This is a genomic window from Simiduia sp. 21SJ11W-1 (genome assembly GCF_024138675.1).
Taxonomy (GTDB): Bacteria; Pseudomonadota; Gammaproteobacteria; order Pseudomonadales; family Cellvibrionaceae; genus Simiduia.
This window is the reverse complement of record NZ_CP090959.1, coordinates 3,610,663-3,634,421: the sequence shown is the minus strand read 5'-3', so window position 1 is coordinate 3,634,421 and position 23,759 is coordinate 3,610,663. Positions and strand designations below refer to the sequence as shown.

22 protein-coding genes and 1 tRNA gene are annotated in these 23,759 nt (G+C 55.9%); 18 read left to right on the top strand and 5 right to left on the bottom strand.

The annotated features are described in order from the left end of the window. Positions 1–97: 97 nt before the first annotated feature. Positions 98–184: transfer RNA gene (locus L1F30_RS16015), tRNA-Leu, on the bottom strand. Positions 185–489: 305 nt separating this feature from the next. Between L1F30_RS16015 and rnr the strand changes: the two genes are divergently transcribed. From rnr to L1F30_RS15970, 9 genes are all read left to right on the top strand, one after another. Beyond that, positions 490–3,027 (top strand): ribonuclease R, encoded by a 2,538-nt coding sequence (rnr, locus tag L1F30_RS16010; protein ID WP_253357793.1) that lies wholly within the window; start codon positions 490–492, stop codon positions 3,025–3,027. Further along, positions 3,024–3,776, top strand: a complete 753-nt coding sequence (rlmB, locus tag L1F30_RS16005) for a 23S rRNA (guanosine(2251)-2'-O)-methyltransferase RlmB (protein WP_253357791.1) — start codon at positions 3,024–3,026, stop codon at positions 3,774–3,776. The genes rnr and rlmB overlap by 4 nt, the downstream gene beginning before the upstream one ends. Before the next feature lie 140 nt (positions 3,777–3,916). Then, positions 3,917–4,354: a 30S ribosomal protein S6 gene (gene rpsF / locus L1F30_RS16000; RefSeq protein WP_253357789.1), complete on the top strand. Its 438-nt coding sequence runs from the start codon at positions 3,917–3,919 to the stop codon at positions 4,352–4,354. A gap of 11 nt (positions 4,355–4,365) precedes the next feature. Beyond that, complete coding sequence (gene rpsR / locus L1F30_RS15995; protein ID WP_183911075.1) at positions 4,366–4,593, top strand: 30S ribosomal protein S18; 228 nt, start codon at positions 4,366–4,368, stop codon at positions 4,591–4,593. A gap of 35 nt (positions 4,594–4,628) precedes the next feature. Next, positions 4,629–5,486, top strand: a complete 858-nt coding sequence (locus L1F30_RS15990) for a hypothetical protein (RefSeq protein ID WP_253357787.1) — start codon at positions 4,629–4,631, stop codon at positions 5,484–5,486. A 34-nt stretch (positions 5,487–5,520) separates the two neighbouring features. Beyond that, the gene (rplI, locus tag L1F30_RS15985) at positions 5,521–5,967 is read left to right on the top strand and encodes a 50S ribosomal protein L9 (RefSeq protein ID WP_253357770.1); all 447 of its coding nucleotides are present in this window, start codon (positions 5,521–5,523) and stop codon (positions 5,965–5,967) included. 270 nt (positions 5,968–6,237) lie between these two features. Next, positions 6,238–7,641 carry a replicative DNA helicase gene (dnaB, locus tag L1F30_RS15980; protein ID WP_253361849.1) on the top strand — a complete coding sequence of 468 codons (1,404 nt, stop codon included), beginning with the start codon at positions 6,238–6,240 and terminating at the stop codon, positions 7,639–7,641. Positions 7,642–8,474: 833 nt separating this feature from the next. Then, positions 8,475–9,320 (top strand): hypothetical protein, encoded by an 846-nt coding sequence (locus L1F30_RS15975; protein ID WP_253357768.1) that lies wholly within the window; start codon positions 8,475–8,477, stop codon positions 9,318–9,320. 19 nt (positions 9,321–9,339) lie between these two features. Further along, entirely contained in the window at positions 9,340–9,621 is a 282-nt protein-coding gene (locus tag L1F30_RS15970) for a hypothetical protein (RefSeq protein WP_253357766.1), read from the top strand. 1 nt (position 9,622) lies between these two features. Here the strand turns inward: L1F30_RS15970 and L1F30_RS15965 are convergent, their stop codons facing one another. Next, positions 9,623–10,198: a HutD family protein gene (locus L1F30_RS15965; RefSeq protein ID WP_253357764.1), complete on the bottom strand. Its 576-nt coding sequence runs from the start codon at positions 10,196–10,198 to the stop codon at positions 9,623–9,625. Positions 10,199–10,520: 322 nt separating this feature from the next. Here L1F30_RS15965 and panC point away from each other — a divergent pair, with 322 nt between their 5' ends. Both panC and panD read left to right on the top strand, forming a co-directional pair. Further along, on the top strand, positions 10,521–11,372 hold the full coding sequence (gene panC / locus L1F30_RS15960) for a pantoate--beta-alanine ligase (RefSeq protein WP_253357762.1): 852 nt from the start codon (positions 10,521–10,523) through the stop codon (positions 11,370–11,372). Positions 11,373–11,377: 5 nt separating this feature from the next. After that, on the top strand, positions 11,378–11,758 hold the full coding sequence (gene panD / locus L1F30_RS15955; RefSeq protein WP_253357760.1) for an aspartate 1-decarboxylase: 381 nt from the start codon (positions 11,378–11,380) through the stop codon (positions 11,756–11,758). A gap of 59 nt (positions 11,759–11,817) precedes the next feature. Here the strand turns inward: panD and L1F30_RS15950 are convergent, their stop codons facing one another. Continuing rightward, positions 11,818–12,672, bottom strand: a complete 855-nt coding sequence (locus L1F30_RS15950; RefSeq protein ID WP_253357758.1) for a CPBP family intramembrane glutamic endopeptidase — start codon at positions 12,670–12,672, stop codon at positions 11,818–11,820. 550 nt (positions 12,673–13,222) lie between these two features. Here L1F30_RS15950 and L1F30_RS15945 point away from each other — a divergent pair. Next, positions 13,223–14,023, top strand: coding sequence for a PhoH family protein (locus tag L1F30_RS15945; protein WP_253357756.1), 801 nt, complete (start codon positions 13,223–13,225; stop codon positions 14,021–14,023). A 271-nt stretch (positions 14,024–14,294) separates the two neighbouring features. Here L1F30_RS15945 and L1F30_RS15940 read toward each other — a convergent pair whose 3' ends face one another. Beyond that, a complete protein-coding gene (locus L1F30_RS15940) occupies positions 14,295–15,506 on the bottom strand; it encodes an ammonium transporter (RefSeq protein WP_253357754.1) in 1,212 nt (403 codons plus the stop codon). A gap of 339 nt (positions 15,507–15,845) precedes the next feature. Here L1F30_RS15940 and L1F30_RS15935 point away from each other — a divergent pair, with 339 nt between their 5' ends. Further along, entirely contained in the window at positions 15,846–16,343 is a 498-nt protein-coding gene (locus L1F30_RS15935) for a DP-EP family protein (RefSeq protein WP_253357752.1), read from the top strand. Between the two features lie 46 nt (positions 16,344–16,389). Here the strand turns inward: L1F30_RS15935 and L1F30_RS15930 are convergent, their stop codons facing one another. Beyond that, positions 16,390–18,924, bottom strand: a complete 2,535-nt coding sequence (locus L1F30_RS15930) for a serine/threonine-protein kinase (RefSeq protein ID WP_253357750.1) — start codon at positions 18,922–18,924, stop codon at positions 16,390–16,392. Between the two features lie 271 nt (positions 18,925–19,195). On the opposite strand from L1F30_RS15930, the gene acs reads away from it, so the two are divergent. The 5 genes from acs to L1F30_RS15905 all read left to right on the top strand — a co-directional run bounded on the left by acs (position 19,196) and on the right by L1F30_RS15905 (position 23,720). After that, on the top strand, positions 19,196–21,130 hold the full coding sequence (acs, locus tag L1F30_RS15925; RefSeq protein ID WP_253357748.1) for an acetate--CoA ligase: 1,935 nt from the start codon (positions 19,196–19,198) through the stop codon (positions 21,128–21,130). Positions 21,131–21,327: 197 nt separating this feature from the next. After that, positions 21,328–21,795 (top strand): thioesterase family protein, encoded by a 468-nt coding sequence (locus tag L1F30_RS15920; protein ID WP_253357746.1) that lies wholly within the window; start codon positions 21,328–21,330, stop codon positions 21,793–21,795. After that, positions 21,788–22,372: a DNA endonuclease SmrA gene (smrA, locus tag L1F30_RS15915; RefSeq protein WP_253357744.1), complete on the top strand. Its 585-nt coding sequence runs from the start codon at positions 21,788–21,790 to the stop codon at positions 22,370–22,372. The genes L1F30_RS15920 and smrA overlap by 8 nt, the downstream gene beginning before the upstream one ends. Before the next feature lie 58 nt (positions 22,373–22,430). Then, on the top strand, positions 22,431–22,970 hold the full coding sequence (locus L1F30_RS15910) for a hypothetical protein (protein ID WP_253357743.1): 540 nt from the start codon (positions 22,431–22,433) through the stop codon (positions 22,968–22,970). A 12-nt stretch (positions 22,971–22,982) separates the two neighbouring features. Continuing rightward, positions 22,983–23,720 carry a SapC family protein gene (locus tag L1F30_RS15905; RefSeq protein WP_253357742.1) on the top strand — a complete coding sequence of 246 codons (738 nt, stop codon included), beginning with the start codon at positions 22,983–22,985 and terminating at the stop codon, positions 23,718–23,720. Positions 23,721–23,759 lie beyond the last annotated feature (39 nt).

Sequence of the window (23,759 nt, the reverse complement as noted above, 5' to 3'; positions counted from 1 at the left end):
GTAGCTTCACGTGCAGGCAAACGCACGCCAGCTTCGCTGGTGGGCCGGAAGTCCCTGGGCATAAAAAAACCCGCTCATTGAGCGGGTTTTTTATGTATGGTGCCCAGAAGAGGACTTGAACCTCCACGGCCGTAAGGCCACTAGCACCTGAAGCTAGCGTGTCTACCAATTTCACCATCTGGGCAAATATGACGAGATTATACTGCGGCCTATTTAACGCAGTGTATGCCCTGGCTACGTCACGCTACGCGTGGTCTCTGGCGGCTCCTGCCTAACGAGACACCTGTGCATCCTGCACATCGTCTATCATTTCACCATCTGGGCGGGTCAGCAAAAGCTGAGGCGCGCACTATAAGGATCTGGTATATGCTTGTCAATTAGCGAAGGTGAAAAAATGCGGGATTTTGGTGAACTTCGCTGGTACTGGGGCGCTCTTAGGGTATAGTGCGCCCCGTAGCCCATTGCTACATCTATATAAAGGAAAGAGTATTGACCAAGAAACGATCCATTAAGCAAGACCCCTTCGCCCGCCGTGAGGCAGAAAAGTACGAAAACCCCATCCCCAGTCGCGAATATATCGCCGAGCTTCTCAACAATGCCAACGGCCCGCAAACTCAAGATGAGTTGGCCTTTACGCTGGGCCTGACTACCGATGACGATCGCGAGGCTCTGCGCCGGCGCTTGATCGCTATGGAGCGCGATGGGCAGTTAATTTCTAACCGCAAGGGCGGTTATGCCGTAATTAATAAAGTTGATTTGATTCGTGGCCGCGTACAGGGCCATAAAGATGGCTACGGCTTTTTGATTCCCGCAGACGGCGGTGAAGACATCTACCTCTACAACCGCCAGATGCGCAAGGTGTTTGATGGCGACGAAGTGCTGGTGCGTATCAGCGGCACAGATAACCGCGGCCGCACCGAAGGCGACATTGTTGAGGTGATTGCCCACAATACCCACCAGGTGGTGGGGCGTTTGGTGCACGAGCAAGGCGTGGCGTTTGTGCGCCCTGAAAACGCCCGTATTTTGCACGACATTCTGGTTGCCCCCGAAGATTTGGCCGGTGCGGCCGATGGCCAGGTGGTGGTGGTAGAGATCACCCGCCAGCCCGGGCGCAAGCAAAACCCGCAAGGGCGCGTGATTGAAGTGCTGGGTAATCATATGGCGCCGGGTATGGAAATCGACGTTGCCATTCGGGCCCACGGCATTCCCCATATGTGGCCCGCCTCTGTGCGCACGCAGGCCGATGCCATTGCCCCCGAAGTGCAAGAGGCCGATAAGCAGGGCCGCGTGGATGTGCGCCACTTGCCGTTTGTTACCATCGACGGCGAAGACGCCCGCGATTTTGATGATGCGGTGTATTGCGAGCCAAAGAAATCCGGCGGCTGGCGCCTGTATGTGGCCATTGCCGATGTGTCACATTATGTGACCGTGGGTTCGGCCCTGGATCGCGAAGCAGTGGTGCGTGGCAACTCGGTGTACTTCCCGGATTTTGTGGTGCCCATGCTGCCCGAAACCCTGTCGAACGGCCTGTGCTCGCTCAACCCGGAAGTGGATCGCCTGTGCATGGTGTGCGAGATGACTATCTCAAGCGCCGGCAAAATCAGCGGTTACAAATTTTATGAAGCGGTAATGCATTCCCATGCCCGCCTAACCTACAACCAGGTGGGCGAGGCGCTGGCTGCAGATGTAGACGAGCGCTCAACGGGCCGCAAAATTGTAGACACCCTGTTGGGCCGCAAGCGCAAAGAGGGCGGTGCACTGGGTGCGCGCATGCCGCAAATACGCGAGCTGCACAATTTATACAAAGCCCTGCGCAAAGCCCGTGACGAACGCGGCGCTATTGATTTTGAAACCGTAGAAACGCGCATTATTTTTAATCGCGAACGGAAGATTGATCGCATTGTGCCGGTGGTGCGCAACGATGCCCACAAGCTCATTGAAGAGTGCATGCTGGCGGCCAACGTGTGCGCGGCGCGCTTTTTGGAAAAACACAAAGTGCCGGGCCTGTACCGGGTACACCGTGGCCCGGCAGATCAAAAGCTTGCCAACCTGCGTGAATTCTTGGGCGAGCTGGGCCTGGATTTGCCCGGCGGCGATGAGCCCACGCCGGCCGATTACCAAAGGGTATTGCACGCCATTGAGGGCCGCTCAGACGCCCATGTGATTCAAATGGTGATGCTGCGCAGCCTCACCCAGGCAGTGTATCAGCCAGAAAACGAAGGCCACTTCGGCCTGGGTTACACGGCCTACGCCCACTTTACTTCGCCCATTCGCCGCTACCCGGATTTGCTGGTGCACCGCGCCATTCGCTCGGTTATCCGCTCTACCTTGGATTCCAAGCAGGTGCAGCGCGTGAAAGGCGTGGCAACCCTGCCAAAGGCTAAAATTTACCCCTATAACATCGACGACCTGCTGGTTTTGGGTGAGGGTTGCTCGCTTACCGAGCGGCGCGCCGATGAAGCCACCCGCGAGGTGATGAGCTGGCTTAAGTGCGAGTTCCTGCAAGATCGCGTGGGTGAAAATTTTGAAGGCGTGGTCAGTGGCGTCACCGGCTTTGGCCTGTTTGTCGAGCTGAAAGATCTGCACACAGATGGCCTGGTGCACGTAACCAGCCTGCCTCAGGATTACTACCACTACGACGCCGCCCATCACCGCATGGTGGGTGAACGCAGCCGCCAGGTATTCCAGCTGGGTGATGAGCTGGAAGTAAAAGTCGTGCGCGTAGACTTGGATGAGCGCAAGGTAGATTTCGAGTTGGTGCAGGTGCTGAACAAGCGCAAGGCCAGCCTGACCAAAAAAGGCGCGAAAAACCTGCGCCAAACAACCAAAAAGAAGGGCCGCGCACGGGCTGACGCCGCGCCCAAGCCCGGCAAGGGCGGCGGCAGCAAGGGCGCGGCTGGCGGTAAAACCCGCGCCAAGGCGCGTGGTGCGGCAACCGTGGCGAGCACGGCCAAATCCACAAAAACCGGCAAGCCCAAGCGCGCCACAGGCACCAAACCTTCTGCAAAACCACGAACCCGCAAATGAAAACCGAATTGATCTATGGCCTGCACTCGGTGCAGGCTTTGCTTAAAAGTGCGCCCCAGCGCATTCGCAAGTTGATGTTGCTCACTGGCCGCGACGACCAGAAGCTGCAAAAGGTGGTGAACTTTGCCGAGCGTGAAGGCATCAGCCTTGAGCGCTGGAGCCGTGCCAAGCTCGATGCCCTGGTGGATGGCAATCACCAGGGGGTGGTGGCCGAGTGCGACCCGGGCCAGGTGCACGACGAAGCCTTTTTGCTAAAGCTCATCGAGCGGCTGGACGAGCCTGCATTCTTGCTGGTACTAGACGGCGTAACCGACCCGCACAACCTGGGCGCCTGCCTGCGCAGTGCCGAGGCCGCAGGCGTGCACGCAGTAATCGTGCCGAAAGACAACTCCGCAAGCCTCACGGGGGTGGCCCGCAAGGTGGCCTGTGGCGCGGCTGAGGTGCTACCGCTGGTGCCGGTGACCAACCTGGCGCGCACCCTGAACAAGCTGCGCGATGCAGGTGTTTGGTTCCAGGGTGCCGCCGGCGAGGCCACCGTGGGCCTCTACCAGGCCGATCTCACCGGCCCTTTGGGGATTGTGATGGGCGCCGAAGGCGACGGCCTGCGCAGGCTGACGCGCGAAACCTGCGATGGCCTGATCAGCATTCCCATGGCGGGCGAAGTCTCCAGCTTGAATGTGTCGGTTGCCACTGGCGTGTGCTTATTCGAGGCTGTGCGCCAGCGAAGCGCCCTGGCGACTAAATCCTAATAGCCAGCTTCTATTGATCAAACTTGCATCAACTCCCGGCCTCGCATACAATGCGCGGCCCTAAAACTGGCTGGATTTTATCCAGCTCTCCTTGCCTCACCGCCATTTGAGTGGGAGGCGTAACCCGTAAGGAGCTATCAATGCGTCATTACGAAATCGTATTTCTGGTTCACCCGGACCAGAGCGAGCAGGTGCCCGGTATGATCGAGCGCTACACCGCTACCATCACTCAAGATGGCGGTCAGGTGCATCGTTTGGAAGACTGGGGTCGTCGCCAGCTGGCTTACTCCATCAACAAGATTCACAAAGCCCACTACGTTCTGCTGAACGTTGAGTGCAGTGAAGCTGCTTTGGAAGAACTGAACACCAACTTCCGTTACAACGACGCCGTTCTGCGTAACCTGGTGATCCGTCAGGACGAAGCTATCACCGAAGAATCCCCCATCATGAAAGCCGAGAAAGAAGGTCGTGAGCGCAAGCACCGTCCAGACGCTCGCCGCGAATCGCGTAATGATGCGGATGAATCAAACGACAGCGACGATAGCAACGACGCTGGCGAAGACAGCACTGACGAATAAGGAGTTCCACCATGGCACGTTTTTTCCGTCGTCGTAAGTTCTGCCGTTTCAGCGCCGAAGGCGTTAAGCAGATCGACTACAAAGATCTGGAAACCCTGAAAGCCTACGTTTCAGAAACCGGCAAGATTGTTCCAAGCCGTATTACCGGTACCAAGGCTAAATACCAGCGTCAGTTGGCAACCGCGATCAAGCGCGCGCGCGTTCTGGCCCTGCTGCCTTACACCGACAGCCACGAGTAAGACCGTTTAGCGTGCAGGCACTGCTGGAATTCATTATGCGTGGCCGCCTTCAGGCGGCAACCGTAGCGTTAATCGGCAGTTGGTTTCCACTGGTCAGTCCGGCCGTGGTTGCCCTGGTCAGCCTGCGCAAGGGCGCCTTTGAAGGCACCCTGACCCTGGTGTGGGCCATGATGCCCGCGCTATTTACCCTGGTGCTATCCAGCCAGGGTGTGAGTGAAATGGGGCCGTTAATGCCCTTTGTTACCCTAATCGGGTTGGTGGTCGTGTTTGTTGCGGCCCAGGTGTTGCGCTTAACCATATCCTGGTCGCGCACACTCACCGGATTGGTGGCGCTGTCGGTGGCGGGCGCCGGGTTGATGGCAGTGGTATTGCCAAACCCCGTGCAGAGCTTGACCGCAGCGCTGGGTGACATGTTGCGAAACCTGCAATCAAGTGCGCCTGAGGGTGCCGCGATTGCAAGCCCCGATGGCACTTTTGTGCTGGGCCTGATTGCCTACGTGGTGGCCTTAAGTGGCCTGGGTAGTCTGTTATTGGCCCGCTGGGCGCAGGCAAAGCTGTATAACCCCGGCGGTTTTCGCCAGGAGTTCCATAAGCTTCGCTTGGCACCGGCACAGGCGTTGGTATGCATGGCTGCAGCGGCGTATTGCTTGATGCAACCGGTGGGTTACCAGGCTTGGGCAAGTGTGTTTTCGCTGCCGCTTTTACTTGCAGGGGTAGCGCTGATTCATGCCATTGTGCATGCGCGCAAAATGGGCATAGGCTGGTTGATCATGCTGTATCTCGGGCTCTTTTTGATTGAGCCATTGAGCCTTGCAGTGGTGATACTGGCGCTGGCCGACACGTGGTTAAACTTACGTAATCGTTTGAATGTGAATCCACCTTCCAACGATTGATGCAATCGAATTGCAAATTTAGAGGAAAACCGAGATGGAAGTTATTCTGCTCGAAAAAGTTGGCAAGCTGGGCAAAATTGGCGACAAAGTTGTTGTTAAGTCTGGTTATGGCCGCAACTTCCTGCTGCCGCAGGGTAAAGCAATTATGGCAACCGCTTCTAACGTAGCTGAGTTTGAAGCCCGTCGTGCCGAGCTTGAAGCCGCTGCGGCTGCCAAGCTGGCTGACGCCGAAGCGCGCGCTGCCAAGATCAACGAACTGTCTGTAACCATCGAAGCCAACGCTGGCGACGAAGGCAAGCTGTTCGGTTCTATCGGCACCCGCGACATTGCTGATGCAGCAACTGCCGCTGGCGTTGAAGTGGACAAGGCTGAAGTTCGTCTGCCTGAAGGCGCACTGCGCGAAGTGGGCGAGTACGAAATCGACGTACAGGTTCACTCAGACGTTACCGCTACCCTCAAGCTGTCTGTTGTTCCTGAATAAGGCGCTGCAGGCTGCCGGGTAACCGGGCAGGGCTTAGCCCTGCAAGCCAGGCCGCAAGGCCGCGAACGGGCACTTAACTGAATTGGCGCTACGCCGGTTGGGTTGAGTGCCCGTTTTGCATTGGGCCGCACGGGAGTGAATTGCGGCCGTTGGCCCATTAGGGCAAACTCACTCCTCACCTAATTCTGTACGATTGCTGCAACGAGAAACCGCATGGCCGAGCCTCGCCCCAAGCGCGAATCTGATGATTCCCCAACCACCGCAACCGGTATGACCATGCCCCATTCGCTGGAGGCAGAGCAGGCGGTACTGGGCGGCTTGATGCGCGATGCAGGCAAGTACGACGCCGTAGCCGAGCTGATCAGCCCGGAAGACTTCTTCCGCGACGACCACCGCCAGATCTTCACCATGATGCAGCGGCTGGTAGAGGCCGAGCAGCCCATCGACGCCATCACCCTGGTGGATGAGCTGGAGCGCAATGGCGAGTTGGAGCGCGTGGGTGGCCACGCCTACCTGCTGGATTTGGCCCACAACACACCCTCTGCGGCCAATATTGCCGCCTATGCACGCATTGTGCGCGAGCGCTCCACCCTGCGCGACCTCATCAGCGCCGCCAATGAAATCAGCCAGTCGAGCCTGAACCCCGCGGGCCTGGATTCCGATGACCTCTTGCAAATGGCCGAGCGCCGGGTGGCCGCCATTGCCGAAGATCGCCCGAAAGAGGGCGGCTTTGTGGGTGCCGAGGCGCTGTTGCACTCGGCGGTGGCGCGCATCGATGAATTGTTTCGCACCGATTCAGACCTCACGGGCCTATCTACCGGGCTTGATGAACTCAACGAACGCACCGCCGGTTGGCAGCCGGGCGAACTGATTATTCTGGCGGCGCGCCCCTCTATGGGTAAAACCGCGCTGGCCTTGAATTTTGTAGAGGCCGCGCTCAATACCTCGGCCAAGCCTTCGCTGGTATTCAGTATGGAAATGCCGGCCAACTCGTTGATTATGCGTATGCTCTCAAGCCTTGGGCGCATTGATGCCGGTAAGCTCAGAAACGGCAAGCTCACCGAAGAAGATTGGCCAAAGCTTTCCTCTGCCGTGGCCAAGCTTAAAGACAAACCCCTCTACATCGACGATACGCCCGCGCTCACGCCCCAAGAGGTGCGCGCGCGCATCAAGCGCGTTGTGCGCCAACACCAGGCCAAACTGCAACAGGCCAACCCAGATATGCCAAGCGATGAAGCCGAGCAGCAAAGCCTGCCCGGCATGGTAATGGTGGATTACCTGCAGCTCATGCAAGTGGCCGGCAGCAATGAAGGCCGCACCCAGGAGATTTCAGAAATCTCGCGCTCGTTGAAAGGCATCGCCAAAGAATTCAACTGCCCGGTAATCGCACTCTCGCAGTTAAACCGTGGCGTAGAGCAGCGCCCCAACAAACGCCCCATGAACTCAGACCTGCGTGAATCGGGCGCCATCGAGCAAGACGCCGACGTCATCCTGTTCATCTACCGCGACGAATACTACAACGAAGACAGCCCCGACAAAGGCCTGGCCGAACTCATAATCGGCAAACAGCGTAACGGCGAAATTGGCACCTGCAAGGCGGCGTTTGTGGGCAAGTACACGCGGTTTGAGAATCTTGCGCCGGAGTATATGCAGCAGCCAGATTACGGCCCTTAGCGCTAGCTGCGTAGCCGATGCTGCGTTGCAGTGATTTTAAAAAATGCTCACGTACTCTTTGTACGCTCCGCTTTTTTAAAATCACTGCGCCTTGCTTCGGCGTCCTCGCAGAACGCGCTAAGGCGTGTGGGCTGGATTGGTGTGAGTTGGTTTAAGAGAGTCGGTAATCCTTGGTGCAGGCTGCGTAGCCGATGCGGCGTTGCAGCGATTTAAAAAAATGCTCACGTACTTTATGTACGCTCCGCCTTTTTAAAATCACTGCGTCTTGCTTCGGCGTCCTCGCAGAACGCGCTAAGGTCTGTGAGTCTGCGAGAGTGAGGCGTAAGCCGGAGTGCTGTTCTTTCCTGAATGTGTAGCCGATGCGGCGTTGCAGCGATTTTAAAAAATGCTCACGTACTTTATGTACGCTCCGCCTTTTTAAAATCACTGCGCCTTTCCTCTGCGTCCTCGCAGAACGCGCTAAGGACTGTGAGGCTGCGAGAGTGAGGCGTAAGCCGGAGCGCTGTATTGTCCTGAATGTGTTGCCGATGCTATGTTAAAGCGATTTTAAAAATGCTCACGTACTCTTTGTACGCTCCGCTTTTTTAAAATCACTACGCCTTGCTTCGGCGTCCTCGCAGAACGCTAAGGTATACATCACGCGTACAAGGGAATCCTCTCGCGTGGCTGAAACTTTTTTCTATTTTCATTACTGGCCGCGGCGCCTGATCCCGTGTGATTGCAGCCTGCCCGGAAATTAACATTTTATTTAAAGTGCTTTTTTGTTTTATTGCCGTTACGGCTGTTTTTTTCAATTTTGAATGCATGGATGTAACAACTAAGGGAGATGTTGTGTGTTGATGATAATTAAGCGCCTGTTGGTTGGTTTGGCCGTTTGTTTGTGGTGCGTGAACCTTGTGGCGGCGCCTGCTGCCGAGCTGAATGCCGTGATTGTTGCGCCATTTACTTATGCGGAATCCGGCGTGCCACAGAATGTTTTGGATGAAATGGCGCTGGATCAAGATGTACCGCGAGAGCTTTTCAAGTATATCGAGGGCCTTGAAACCTATCGCACTGTCGCCCTTGGTGATTTTGGGCAAGCTGCCGATGTGTACGTTACCGGCCGTATCCAGTCGGTAGAGGCTGGCAATGGCGCAGAAAGGTACTTTGGCTCAATTGTGGGTGCCGGGCGTTCCGCTGTGGTAGTGCGGGTTCAGGTGTTCAATAAAGACAAACAGCTGCTATATGAGGGTGGGGCCGTGCAGGTGGGTGCCAGAGGTGGCAGCATGTCTTCTGTATTTTCCAACAAGAAAAACATTGCCTCTGCCGTGCGTGCTTTACCTCGTAAACTTTACCCCATTGTTATTGCAGGTGGTGTTGATACGCCAGAAGGCATTATTCGCGCTTTCGACTCCAAAGATCCAAGGGCAATCCAGCTAGCTGCCAAAGGCGCGCATCAACACAAGCTTCAGGATGAGCCAGCGGTAAAAGCGGCAATGGCCGCGCTGCTGAGTGATTCACTCAACGGTGGTTACGAGCATGGTTATGCCATCGACGGTTTGGCCTGGTGCGCCATTAACCTGGGTGCTGCAGGTGATGCCACCTACAAGCCCTTGCTTGAGGAGGTTGTGGCCAGCGAGTTGCCGGGTAAAGTGCGCAAACATGCGAAAGCCGCCCTTAAAAAGCTGGCAAGTTCGTAGGTATTTATGGGTGGCTTAGATGTCCGCGACTCGCGTTTTATGCGCCCACTGGGTTGCCCTTGGGATTACCGCAATCACCGCTGCGTTATTTTTTATTGATTACTTTGTACTGGGTGGCAACTTGCCAGGTTATGGGCTTGTGGCTTACCCGGGCATTGTTTGGTTGCGGATGTTTTCCGAGGAAATTGATTTCTGGCCGAAATTTTTGTTGCTGATGCTCGGGCAATACCTGGCGTATTTTGCAGCTACATTCGTACTTTTGTGTATGCGCAGCCGTCTGAAAAAGCCCCTTGGCAAATAGCTTAGTAGCCGGTTAGGTATATCAGTACCCAGTCTTCGCCGCTGATGGTCCAGGCGCCGGTTTTCGTGTTTTCCATTTTGAGTAAATGCCCGGCCGGCAGCGTGTACTCGTCTTCACCTTCTGTGGGGCGCAAGGTGAGCGACGTGCGATGGCTGTATGCAAAGCAGAGTTTTTCACCCAGCACTTTCACCCGGGCAGGCTTTGGGTAGGTTTCAACGATGGTTTGAAAGCGGTGGCTTTTGGTCACCACATTCAATGCAGTGACTGGGCCCGCACTCAGGCGCCCGAAGGTGCGCTGGCCGCCGTCAAACTCGTGGTGGGGCAAGGGGCCCTGAAGTTTGTGGGTGGGGCCTTGCTCGTGGGTGAGTTCGGCGCCGGCGCCTTCCAGCACAATAATTGTGTGTTGGTAGCCCGCAAACTGCGATAGATAGCCGTCTTCAATCACTTCGGCGATGCTTAGGCGCCAATCAAAAGACTGCAATGTATGGCCGTTGCTAATGGCAAGTTCCAGCGTTTCGCCCCGGCCATTCTTCCAGGGGATGCGCTTGAATTCTTCTGGGCCTATGGCATCAAACATGGGCTTACCGGCGTGTCCGTTAGGTATGTGCAGTTTACAGCACGTCAAGTCAGCCCCAAGGTTACCCCAAGGAAGGCCTGTTAACGACTAAAAATTCTCCATTGCCCGGATAAATGTCGTCAATATCCGGCAAAGCCGCGCCCGTGGGTTTTATGGGAGGCTCTGGCCCTGGCGATTATTGCTGCGAAGTGACCGTAAGTTCACGGTAACTGGCGCCGATCTGCCGGGAATAGCCGAATAATAGCTCCGCTTTTGCCTATAGTGCTGGGCCGGTTCATTTAGTAGAATCCGCGCGTTTTCACGTGTGCCCGAAGGGGGTGTCATGCAGATTTTTCACCACATTCAATCTTTACGCGATGCACTGGCTGCTGAGCGCAAGGCCGGCAAACGCATCGGCTTTGTGCCCACCATGGGCAATTTGCACGATGGCCACATTGCCCTCATCAAACAGGCGCAAACCAGTAACGACATAGTGGTGTGTTCCATTTTTGTGAATGGCCTGCAGTTTGGCTTGAATGAAGATTGGGATAAGTACCCGCGCACCTTCCGCGAAGATTGCGAAAAGCTAAAGGCCGTGGGTTGTGATTACCTGTTCAACCCGGACGACAATGAAATGTACCCCAATGGTTTGGATACCCAGACCCGCGTGATTTGCCCCACTATGACCGATGTGCTCTGTGGCGCAAGCCGCCCTGGCCATTTTGAGGGCGTCACCACCGTAGTCACCAAGCTGTTTAACATTGTGCAGCCAGATGAAGCGGTGTTCGGCATTAAGGATTACCAGCAGCTGGCAGTGATCCGCCGCATGACCGAAGATTTGTGCATGGCCATTCAGATTACCGCCGCGCCCATTCACAGAGAGGCCGACGGCCTGGCCATGAGTTCACGCAATGCCTACCTAAAGCCCGAAGAGCGCGGGCGGGTAAAACAGCTGCAGGCAAGTTTGCAGTGGGCGGCGGGCGAAATTCAGCGGGGCAACCGCGATTTCGACGTGATAGAGCTGGAAGCTAAATCGCAAATTATTGCAGCCGGCTTTCGCCCCGATTACTTTTCTATCTGTAATAGCAAAACTCTGGCGCCAGCGGCCCACGACGATCAGCACATCACTATTTTGGGCGCCATGTTTACCGAATCTGCGCGCCTGATTGATAACGTTTCTATTGAATTGAGGTAACAGCCATGCTGACCACACTACTTAAAGGCAAATTGCACATGGCGGCCGTCACTCAGGCTGAACTCTGGTACGACGGCTCCTGCGCGATAGATCAGGATTTGGTAGAGCTTGCAGGCCTGCGCGAGTTCGAACAAATTGACATCTATAACGTGAGCAATGGCGAGCGCTTTACCACCTACGTGATTCTGGCAGAGCGTGGCTCAGGCACTATTTCCATGAACGGTGCCGCCGCCCGCCGCGTGCAAAAAGGCGACCGGGTTATTATTGCCGCTTACGGCCAATTCACCGATGCCGAAGCACAGGTGTATAAGCCCAAGCTTGTATACCTGAATGAAGACAACAGCGTTGAGCGCTCAACCAATACCATCCCCGTTCAGGTAGCCTAATCATGGCTGCGCGCTTTTCTTGCGCGCAGCCTTTTCATCTATGCTGTAGGTTGCCCGGATTAAGCGGGCAGCGGGTATTGCAAGAAGATAAAGTGCACAAGATTTACGCCCAAGTGTGCGCCCATTGCAGCCCATAAGCTCGCCGCGCGCCAGTAGAGCCAGCCGTAAAGCAAGGCCGCAATTGTGGCCAGCCCCACGTAAAATAGCCCACCTGCAAAGTGCAACGCGCCGAAAATTACAGCGCTTGTCACTAGTGCAAGTTGTATTGAAGCAGGTGATGAAAATCGCCTGCTAAGTTGCGCAAATAATTGCTGTTGAATAACCCCGCGGAAAAATATCTCTTCACACAAGATCACAAAGCTCAGGTTTGCCAGCGCAAACAGCAGTGCGAATGCGCTGAATTTTACATCCCATTGGGCGCCCAACAACCAGGCCGTTAGGCCTAGCGCCGGCGGACCCAAAATCAATGCAAGCCACACCGAAGCCGGCCAGGGCCGCGCGCCAAAAGGCGTGGAAAATTGGCCCGCCGGCACCAGCGGCAACAACAGCAGCCCAACAAGGGATTTGTTGATGCCGATGTAAATTGCCCAGGCGCCACTGAGTACAGATAATTCCTGGTTGGCAACCGGCCCGATAGCGCTAAAGGTGGGGAGTGCGCGCACGGCGATGGCGAGCCCCAGAGCCACGCACAGCCAGGTAAGAAGGGCCCGCCAGCGGCCTTGTGTTTGCAGGGTAATAAACACCGCTGCTCCAAGGCTCAGGTAGCTGGCAATGCTCGCTATGTTTGCGTGGGTAGCCAGTGCACTGCACACAACAGGTACGAAGATAGGCAGCCATTGCCAGTGGCCAAGTTTGCGGGTGGCGATGTGTAAAACGGCAGCGCCTAAAAATAGCGCGGAAAATACATAGAGCATGTGAAGGGGCTTCTAGCGAGTAGGTATGTTCGTGAAGCTTAACATTTTTTGCGTTTGGCCTGAGCCTGGTTGGTAGCAAGGCGGTCGAGCCTTGAGCCCGCGGCGTTTGCCTTGCATGGGGGCAAGGGGTGGTGGGCGGGCACCAAGGCAGTGCAGTTGTTACAAGCCTTATGGGATTTTCTGTCATCTTTTGGTAAAGAATTTACTTTACAAATGTAAAAAAACATCGCAGACTAATTTTAACTGTAAGACGCAAGATGTGATGACTAAAGTTGCGGCAACGCCCGCGCGCTTTTGCAACTTCACTGGCGTTCTTGCCACCTCTTGGCCGAGCGCCTTTGTGTGAAGTTCTTCGCGCACGGCGGCTATCCCCCTCAAGTTTTACACATCTCACGTTCACGTTTTTTGCACACAGCTTTTTTACGAAAGTTGTATTGCCGCAGTTATATGGCGTGCCGATAAATGTATAACCTTTAAATTCACATTGCACAGGAGCCCCGCAACACCGCAGCGTTATCCGACATTTTTGTAACCAATGGAGCCCGGACTCATGGCGAAAAGATCGCAAGCGCGACGCAAAAACTACGACGACCAATACGCAGATAAGAAACTCAAGAAAGCCAGCCGCAACGCCCGCAAGCACCAAAGTAATATTGTGGAGCTGAATGCGCGCTACAGCGGTGCCGATACGGCTTACAGCACCCAGCGCAACAACACGCCCCTAAAAGCCCGCACCCCCGCCCAGCAACAGTACATCAACGCAATTAATAACAATGCCCTGACTTTTGGTATTGGCCCTGCCGGTACCGGCAAGAGCTATTGTGCCGGGGCCTTGGCGGCGCAGGCGTTAGAGTCTGGTGAGGTTGAGCGCATAGTGATTACCCGCCCGGCGGTAGAGGCAGGTGAAAGCCTGGGCTTTTTACCCGGTGCGCTGGATGAAAAGTTTGCCGTTTATATAGATGCCTTCCGCGACATTTTAAACGAGCGGTTGGGTTCGGGCACGGTGGATTACTGCCTGCGGCACGGGCGCATAATTGCGGCCCCCTTGGCGTATATGCGCGGTAAAACCTTTGATCACCGCACCTTTGTGATTTTGGATGAAGCGCAAAATACATCGGTTGCACAAATGAAGATGTTTTTAACACGCATTGGGGAAAATTGCCGGGTAGTGATTAACGGCGATATTCGCCAGAGTGATATTCGTGGCAAAAGTGGCTTGGCCGACGCCGTAGAAAGGCTGCGCGGCGTGAACAATGTGTTTATTCACGAGTTCGAGCGCGACGATATCGTGCGCAGTGGCTTGGTGCGTGAAATTATTGATCTCTACGAGCCACAAGACGCAGAAGTTTAAGCGGGGCGCAAACGTTTAGGGCGCAAGGGATTAACAGGCGAAACTAAAAGCGCCCTGCCGTTAGCGCGGCTTTACCACTTTGAGGGTCAAGAAACTTGGGCCATTGTGTGAGAGGTTAGCGGGGCGCACTCACGGCAAGCCATCAGGCGCCCGGATTTTACGCTTCGCAATTAACGGCGCTGGGCTGAGGTGATTTCAGCAGCTGTTGAGCAGCGCGTGAGGCAAGTGTTGCCCCCACGGTATTGCCGTGAGGGGCTTTGAAGTTTTTAGGTTAATCGTTCGACGTTGCGCCAATGCGGTGGATGGATAAATCAGCGCCGTTAAATTCTTCTTCATCGCTCAGGCGAATGCTGCTGATTGCGTGGGTAATACGGTACACCAGGTAGCCGCCCACAAAGGCAATGGCAACCCCTGCCAGTGTGCCAACAATCTGCGCCATGAGTGAAACACCCCCCAGGCCGCCCAGGGCTTCCAGCCCGAAGACCCCAGCGGCAATGCCACCCCAGGCGCCACATACGCCGTGCAGTGGCCACACGCCTAACACATCATCAATTTGGTGCCAACGGTTTTGCATGTGGGTAAATAAAAATACAAACAAGGCTCCGGCCACGCCGCCGGTGATCAGCGCGCCCACCGGGTGCATCACATCAGAACCCGCACACACTGCCACCAGGCCCGCGAGTGGGCCGTTGTGTATAAAGCCCGGGTCTTTCTTGCCCACGAGCATGGCAACCAGGGTGCCGCCCACCATAGCCATCAGGCTGTTTACTGCCACCAGGCCGCTGATGCCATCGAGCGTTTGGGCAGACATCACATTAAAGCCAAACCAGCCAATGCACAGAATCCACGCGCCGAGCGCCAGGAAGGGAATGTTGGACGGTGCAAAGGCCACCAGCTGGCCGTTGCGCACGCGGCCTTGGCGGGTGCCCAAAATAATCACCGCCGCCAGCGCAATCCAGCCGCCTACGCCGTGCACCACCACACTGCCTGCGAAGTCGTGAAAGCCCGCGCCAAAGGTTTGTTCAAGCCAGCCCTGAAAGCCGTAGTTGCCGCCCCAGATCAGGCCTTCAAAAAACGGGTACACCAGGCCCACCACACAGGCTGCGGCAATTAGCATGGGGTAGAACTTCGCGCGCTCGGCAACGCCGCCGGAGATAATGGCAGGAATAGCGGCGGCGAAGGTGAGCAGGAAGAAAAACTTCACCAGCTCATAACCGTTATTTTGTGCAAGCTCTGAGGCAGAGGTCAGGAAGTGGGTATCGTAGGCCACCCAATAACCCACAAAAAAGTAAACGAGCGCCGAGATGCCAAAGTCGGTCAGGATTTTAACCAGGGCATTCACCTGGTTTTTCTGGCGCACTGTGCCCACTTCCAGAAATGCGAAACCTGCGTGCATGGCGAATACCATAATGGCACCCAGCAGGATGAAGTAGGTGTTGGCGCTGGAGACCAGGGTTTCCACTGCGCTGTTGATAGAGTCCATTTGCTGCTCCTATGGTCTTTTTTGGTGCAATATTTACCATTAGGCACTGATGTGGTGCCTGTGTGGTTTTGCATCCATAGACGAAAAGGCTGGTAAGCCGCTGTTTTAATAAGTTTTATTCAGGTGAACACACCTGGTGCAGGCTTTCTAAGGCAATTTCAGTGCCATGCGCACTATATTGGTGCTTTAAGGGCGTGGGCAGGGCCGCTGTGTAATTGGCCGCCTGCAAGCGGGCAGATGGGGCACGCCTGGCGCGTAAATCGTGCTGGCGCTGTGCGGAATCTATGGGCTGTGGCACACTCGATGTTCGGTAAATAATAAAACAAAGGAGTGATTTTAATGTCTGAACTTAAACCGCTGGATCCTATTGTGGTACCCATTGGAGGCGTTGCCTCGCTGCAATTGCAATTGGTGCCGCCTTTTCGCAACCCCAGTGATAACCGCCCCGCCAACTGGAGCGTATTGAATGAGGCGGGTGAAGTGGTTGATGCCAACTCGCTGCAAATTTCCTTTAATTCAGATTCCCAGCCCTACCAGCGTATGCGCGAGCGCGCGCTATTGATGGTGACCCTAAGCACCGCCGGCTCCAATCTGGACGACCGTTTCAAGTTTTTCGGCTCAGGCCTTGAGTACGCAGAAGATCACGAAGATGTGAACGATGATGTCACCACAGATTTATCCAAAGATGGGCAAACCCTGGTGTTTACTATCCAGAACCAGGGTGGCACCCAGTCTACGGTGGATTTTGGCTTTTTAGTGTCGCGCAAAAATCGCCAAACCGGTGAGCTGCACATCTTTGAAGGCCCAGACCCGCGTATGGAAATTATCCGGATCTAGGTTGCTGGTTGCTGGTTGCTGGGCTAACACAGTCTTGTGGTTTAGCTCAGCTTTTAGCCGCGCAAGGCGGCGTAATGCCTGTGGATTCAAAGGCGCCAAGGTAGGTTTGTGTTTTGCACAGCGGCGTGAACCACGGCAAGGTAAACCACACAGCACCAAACTCCTCGCTGATTAAGTGCGCCACTATGTCTGCCGCTTTGCTGTGTTCTTTTGACTTGGTGAGCAGTAGCGAGCGGGTGTAGAGCACATCAAAGTTATCTGCTTCAATGGCTTCGGCTTGCGTTAAATAATTTGCCGCCTCTGCAAGCTGCCCCAGGTGAATGGAGGCGGTGGCGCGAATCACCAGTTCATCCAGATTTTCATTAGTGCGCGCAAGTTGCAGGGCCTGGGTCAGGTGTGCATCGGCGTTTTCGCGCGCGCCTAAAATGCTGTAAATCTCACCGGCAGATAATTGATAAGAGGCCTTGTTAGGCGCCAGTTCCAGCGCAGCCAACTCGTGTTCAAGAGCCGCCTGATAGTCGCCACTGATTACCAGCGTTTGTGCAAGGTTATGTAAGTTGGGTGCCGAAGGATCGGTGGCCACCAGATTGTGGTGTGCGTCGAGCGCCGTGGTTAAATCCCCGCGGGTGGTGGCAATGGTGGCTAGAAAGCTATTGGCCGGAATGTGGTTGGGCGCCAATCGCACAATTTCCTGGAGCGCGCCAATGCTGTGGGAGTTGTCGCCGGAAATATAATAGGCGTATGCGAGCCTGTAGAGATTATTCACCGAGCGGCGCGATTTTAAAATTTCGTTGTACAGCGCAATGGCCTCATCAAACTCGCCGGCTTCAATGGCCAGGTTTGCCTTGAGTTCAAAGTAGCTATCGAGGTGGCCCAATTTATAAATGCGTTCGATTTCTTCGCTGGCGCGCTCAAGTTGATTGAGGGTCATGAAAATATTGGCGCGCATCTGGGCAGTATCAAAGGGGCCAAGGTGCGGGTTGTCGTTCAGCAGTGACTGGCTGATGGCCAAATATTTGCTGTCGTTTTTCATGTGAAAATGCACAACGGCTGCATCAATCAGCAGGCGTAAACCGGGCAGAAAGCCTGGGTCTGCTTGCAAAATCGCTTGAATTTCTTCGAGCTCAGCGTCGCTCAACATGGGGTTCAGCAGGAAGCTGTCTAGCAGTTTCAGGTAGCTGAGGTAGCTTTCATCATTGGTTTGCCGTGCGTCTTGGGTGTCGGCCTTTAGCAGGTCTGCGGTGCGTGCCCAGGTGGTGAAATAGGCGTCGGCAAGGCTTTCCAAATGTACCTGCCAGCTTTCTTTGGCGATCACGTGGCCATCGGCGGTGGCGATGTTTTTCAATACCAGATCGCAGCGCAATGAATTGCAATGAATCTCCGGTGCAATCACTTCGGTGGCGCCAGTTTGGGTGGTGAGCTCGTTAATAGACGCGCCGGCAAGCCATTCTTTTCTGTCGATAAGTTTGACCTGCTTCTGGCTTAAGAGCACTTCCTGAATGGTGTTGTCTACGGCAATGGCTAGCAGGTGTACGGCGCTTTCGTTTACGTTTTCACTTTGCTGCACCTGAGGTTGCAGCACTGCCACGTGGCGAGGTTCGGGAGTGAGCAGCTGTGATGTCCAAAGCCCCACAACCACCGCCAGCAATATCAGTGCGCTCACTGCAACCCAACCGCCCGGGCGTCGGTTGTCGGTTGTGGTAGCGGGCTGCTGAGGTTCGGGTTTGGCGGGCGCAAGTGCCAGCCCGCTTGCCATGGCCTCGGCGCTTGGGCGTTTGTGTGGTTCCTTATTCAGGCTGCTTTCTATCAGTCGGGCCTGTGCTTCGGTATTGCTGTTCTCGCCGCCCAGTAGTGAAAACGGCATGGGCGCGCGATACAAAATGCCGTGCAGTATGTCGTCCGGGTCGTTGGCCGTGCCGAAGGGGTGATGGCCACACAGTAAGCTGTAGGCCAGTATGCCGAAGGAGAAAATGTCGCTGGCGGTGGTGAGGTCGTCACCCATGGCTTGCTCTGGCGAGAGCGAAGCGGGGCTGCCGATGTACTCGCCGGGCAGGGCCTGGCTGTCGTGAATGTTGGCGGCCTGGGGTTGGGCCTGCTGGCGCGCAATACCAAAATCCATGATTTTCACCTGGCCATCATGGGAAATCATGATGTTTTCAGGTTTTAAATCCCGGTGAATAATACCTTTGGCGTGGGCGCTGGCCAGGCCCTGGGCAATTTGTTGCAGCCAGTTAAGACGCGTTGCCAGGCTAAGCTCGCCGCTTGTGAGTGCATCGCTTTGCAGCCACTCGAGCAGGGTTTTGCCCTCTACGTATTCCATCACTAGCGCCGGCGCGCCGTCCCATTCTATGAGATCGTAAATTTGTACGATATTGGTGTGGTTTACCTGGGCCAGTAATTTGGCTTCTTCGCGTACTGCAGTTACCCAAAGCGCGTTGGCGCGGGCCTTTCGAATACACTTGATCGCTACCTTGCGATCCAGCCGCTGATCTTGGGCCAGGTACACAACCCCCATACCCCCTTTTCCCAAGATGGTATCGATATCGTAATTCGGCAGTGTTTTCTCTGGTTGTTCGGTCATCGAGGCTTGGCTTATTTTAAGTGCATTGTTGTACGCCGAGTGACCGTCCCTGTCGTGTGTTCGGGTGAACAAGCGCTAACATACTGTGCACTGGTTGAGTATGCAATGGTGGCCTTCGACTATTGGCTAATAGGGAATTGGCGGTGGTGTTGTTATAGTCGGGAGTTCAGTGTCGGGCTTGGGTATCAGGCGGCTGGGGAACTGGCAATGAACCCCTCCACGCTATTGTGCGCAGGCCTTGGAGTACAAAATAAAATAACGGAGCTCGTCTATGTCTGAAGTAAAAACTTACCCGGTGCCCGAAGGCTTTGAAAGCGCCCACGTGAATAAAGCCCGCTACGATGAAATGTACGCGCGTTCTATAAACGAACCGGAGGCGTTTTACCGTGAGCAGGCCGAACAATTTCTGACATTTGATCGTGCGCCCGAACATATTTGCAGCTGGGATCTCACCAAGGGTGAAGCCAGCTGGTTTGCTGGCGGCAAGCTCAACGTGACTGTGAACTGTATTGATCGCCACCTGCCGGCACGCGCCGATCAAACGGCCATCATTTGGGAAGGTGATGACCCGTCGGTTGATAAACACATTACCTACGCCGAGCTGCACGAACAGGTGTGTCGCCTGGCCAACGTGCTGCGCGCGCGCGGTGTAAAAAAAGGTGACCGGGTGTGCATCTACATGCCCATGATTCCGGAAGCCGCCTACGCCATGCTGGCCTGCGCGCGCGTGGGTGCGGTGCACTCGGTGGTCTTTGGTGGCTTTTCGCCCGATGCCTTAAAAGACCGCATTCTGGATTCCGACTGCCGAGTACTCATTACCGCCGATGAAGGCGTGCGCGGCGGCAAGGCCGTAGCACTTAAGGCCAATGCCGATAAAGCCCTGGCTGCCTGCCCCGACACCCACACCTGCCTGGTGGTGCGCCGTACCGGCGGCGAGGTGCACTGGGCCGAGGGCCGCGATGTGTGGTACCACGAGGCCGTAGCAGCGGCAGCGCCTGAGTGCGCGCCCGAGCCAATGGACGCCGAAGATCCGCTGTTTATCCTCTACACCTCTGGCTCCACCGGCAAACCCAAAGGGGTGTTGCACACCACCGCAGGCTACCTGCTGCACACCGCCATGAGCTTTAAATACACCTTCGATTACAAAGAAGGTGATATCTACTGGTGCACCGCCGATGTGGGCTGGGTAACCGGCCACAGCTATATCGTCTACGGGCCTTTGTGCAATGGCGCCACCACCCTGATGTTTGAAGGCGTGCCCACTTACCCCTCGGCCTCGCGCTGCTGGGATGTGGTAGACAAACACCAGGTAAACCAGTTCTACACAGCCCCCACAGCCATTCGTGCGCTCATGGGCGCGGGCAAGGATTTCGTCACCAAGAGCTCCCGCAAGAGCTTGCGGGTGTTGGGTACCGTGGGCGAGCCCATCAACCCCGAGGCCTGGGAGTGGTACTACCACGTGGTGGGTGAAGGCCGCTGCCCCATTGTGGATACCTGGTGGCAAACGGAAACCGGCGGCCACATGCTCACGCCACTGCCCGGCGCCACGGCCACCAAGCCCGGCTCTGCCACGCTGCCGTTTTTTGGCGTGCAACCCGTGCTGCTGGATGCCGAAGGGCGCGAAATCGAGGGCGCGGGTGAGGGCTCACTCGCCATCAAGGCCAGCTGGCCCAGCCAGATTCGCACCGTGTACGGCGATCACCAGCGCATGATCGATACCTATTTCAGCACCTATAAGGGCTACTACTTCACTGGCGACGGCGCCCGCCGCGACGCCGATGGCTACTACTGGATCACCGGCAGGGTAGACGACGTGCTGAACGTGTCTGGCCACCGTATGGGCACCGCGGAAATCGAGAGTGCACTGGTTTTGCACGACCTGGTGGCGGAGTCGGCCGTGGTGGGTTACCCCCACGACATCAAGGGCCAGGGCATTTACTGCTATGTGACGCTCATGGCCGGTACCGAGCCTACCGATGCGCTGAAAAAAGAGCTGGTGGCCCTGTGCGCGAAGGAAATTGGCCCCATCGCCAAGCCCGATATCATCCAGTGGGCGCCGGGTTTGCCGAAAACCCGCTCCGGCAAGATCATGCGCCGCATATTGCGCAAAATTGCCGCCAACGAGCTGGAAAACCTGGGCGATACCTCCACCCTGGCAGACCCTTCGGTGGTGGATGAGCTGATAGAGAACCGCGCCAACCGCTGATAATCGGCCCTCGTAAGGCTGGGTGATCTGCCCAGGTTGCCGGTGCGTATACACGCCTGCACCCTTGGGTGATGCCCATCACCCGGCTGGCAATGCCAGTAGATTTCCGGCGGTCAAATTGACCGCCCTTTTTTTGCACGGTATCTTTCGCCCTTCGAGTTTCCAGGCGCCAGCCAGGGCTCCCTCAGGAGGTAGATGTGAGCGGGTGCGAGCCCTTTGATTTTCCCAGCCCCTACGTGCAGCAAATCACGCCCCAACAGGCCGATATCGACGGCCTGGGGCATGTGAACAACGCAGTCTACGTACAGTGGTGCGAGCAGGTGGCCTGGGCCCACTCAGCGGCGCTTGGGTTGTCGCTGGCCGACTATGTGGCGCTCAATCGCGCCATGGCCATCCGCAATGCCCACTACGACTACCTGCTTCCCGCTCAGGCGGGCGATGGCCTACGCTTGGCCACCTGGTTGACGGCATCGGATGCACGGCTCAATATGACCCGCCAATTCCAGCTCTTGCGCGGCGACACCACGCTCATGCGCGGGCGTTGGCAATTGGTGTGCATTGAAATGAGCAGCGGGCGGGCCAGGCGCATGCCACAGGCCTTTCTGGAAACCTACCAGCCGGCGCTGGTTGATGCCGGCAGCCAAGGTGGAGGCAGCCATGAATGAGGAATCCTTTTCCGGCCTCTTGGGGGCCGAGCTGTCCGAGGTGCGGCCCATCGAGAGCCAGCCGCGGGTGGCGCTGGCCAAAACCCGGGTTTCCGAGGTGGCTTTGCGCCAAAAACGCGCCGATGCCGTGCGCGCAGAAGTAGAAGAATACAACCGCCTGAGCGGGGAGTTCATTGAGCCGGTAGATCCGCACGACATACTGGCCTTTAAGCGCCCGGGTATCCAGAACGGGGTATACCGCAACCTGCGCCTGGGCAAGTACGCCATGGATGCCCGGCTAGACCTGCACAACCTTACCGTTGAGCAGGCCCGGGTAGCGGTGCACACCTTTGTGCAAGACTGCTGCCAGCACGATATCCGCGCAGCGCTGATCACCCACGGCAAGGGCGAGGGCAGAAAACCGCAACCGGCCATGCTCAAGAGTTGTATTGCGCACTGGTTGCCCCAATTAACAGAAGTTCAGGCCTATCACACGGCCCAGAAACAGCACGGCGGCGCTGGCGCCACCTATGTGCTGATTCGCAAGAGCGACAAAAAGCGCCTGGAAAATGCCGAACGGCACCACAAACGGCGCTAGCATCAGGGAAGAGTGCAAAAACGCGGTACCCAAAGCGAAGTAACCAGAGATTAGAATAATGACAAAAGACGCAACCCAAGCCGCTGCCGGAGCAGCCGATAAGCCCAACCTCACGGTGAATATTCCCGAAGTGGTCAACCTGGCCTGTAATATCTTGCACGGCGGTTTTATCGCCAAGGGCGATGAACACGGCAAAAAGCTGTTCAAGCAGCTCAAAGAGCAAGACAAGCTGGCCGCAGGTACAATGACCGTGGGCGAGCAGCTCAATATCGACCTCACCATATCGCTAGATCGCAAAGAGTTTCGCGGCCAGCTCGGCTTTCCGGTATTCAAGGCCATTTTACAGGCCATGATGCAGAACATCGGCCAGGCCATTAAGGCGCGCCAGGATTTAAACTTCCTGACCAGCGACACCGGCAACATTCTGGTGCACAAGCCGGGAGTGATCGAGAAAGACGGTGAGTTTAATGTGATGGTATTGGTTATTGCGCCGGGCCAGAACAAAGAGATGAATCTGTGCTTAACCTTCTTAGACCCAGATCAATATGAATCCTTGCGCAAAGCCAAGGAAGATAAAACACAATCGACGGATAAATAAGAGAGAAGTTTCGTGACTAAACAACTTTTGATTTACGGCAATGCCACGCCCATTTCCAGCGAGCGCCACCGCAACTGGGGCATCGAGCCCACCGGCAACCTGGATTTCGCCAAAACCGTAAACTCTGTGCCGCTGACGGCCGTAGAATTTTTTAACGCCGGTGAATCTTTCCCGGTGGTGTTCACCAAAAATGGCGACAACGTTATGCCGCTGGCGGTGATGGGTGTTAAGCCTGAGCAGAACCTGTTTATCGACGACGAAGGCAAGTTCACCGGCCAATACCTGCCGGCTTTCTTCCGTCGCTACCCCTTCGTGTTCTCAAGCAACGACGACGGCAAGAACTTCCTGCTGTGCCTGGATGAAACCTACGAAGGCTGTAACCAGGAAGGCAAAGGCGAGCGCCTGTTCGACGACGAAGGCAAGCAGTCTGAGTACCTGGGCAAGGTGCTGGAATTTTTGAAAGAGTACCAGATGAACTTCGCCCGCACCCAAGCTTTCTGCAAGCGTTTGCAAGAGTGGGAATTGCTGGAGCCCATGGAGGCCCAATTCACCCCGAACAATGGCGGCGAGAAAATCCGCTTGGGTGGATTCTTGGCCGTGAGCCGCGAAAAGCTGAAGGCGCTGGAGCCCGAGAAGCTCACAGAGCTTATGAAAAACGACGGCATGGAGTTGATCTTCACCCACCTGCAGTCGCTGCGTAAGTTCCGCGAGCTGATTGCCAAGGTGCCGGCGGAAAAAACGGAAAAGTAAATTTTCGGCCCATAAAAAAAACCGCCAGCTGGCGGTTTT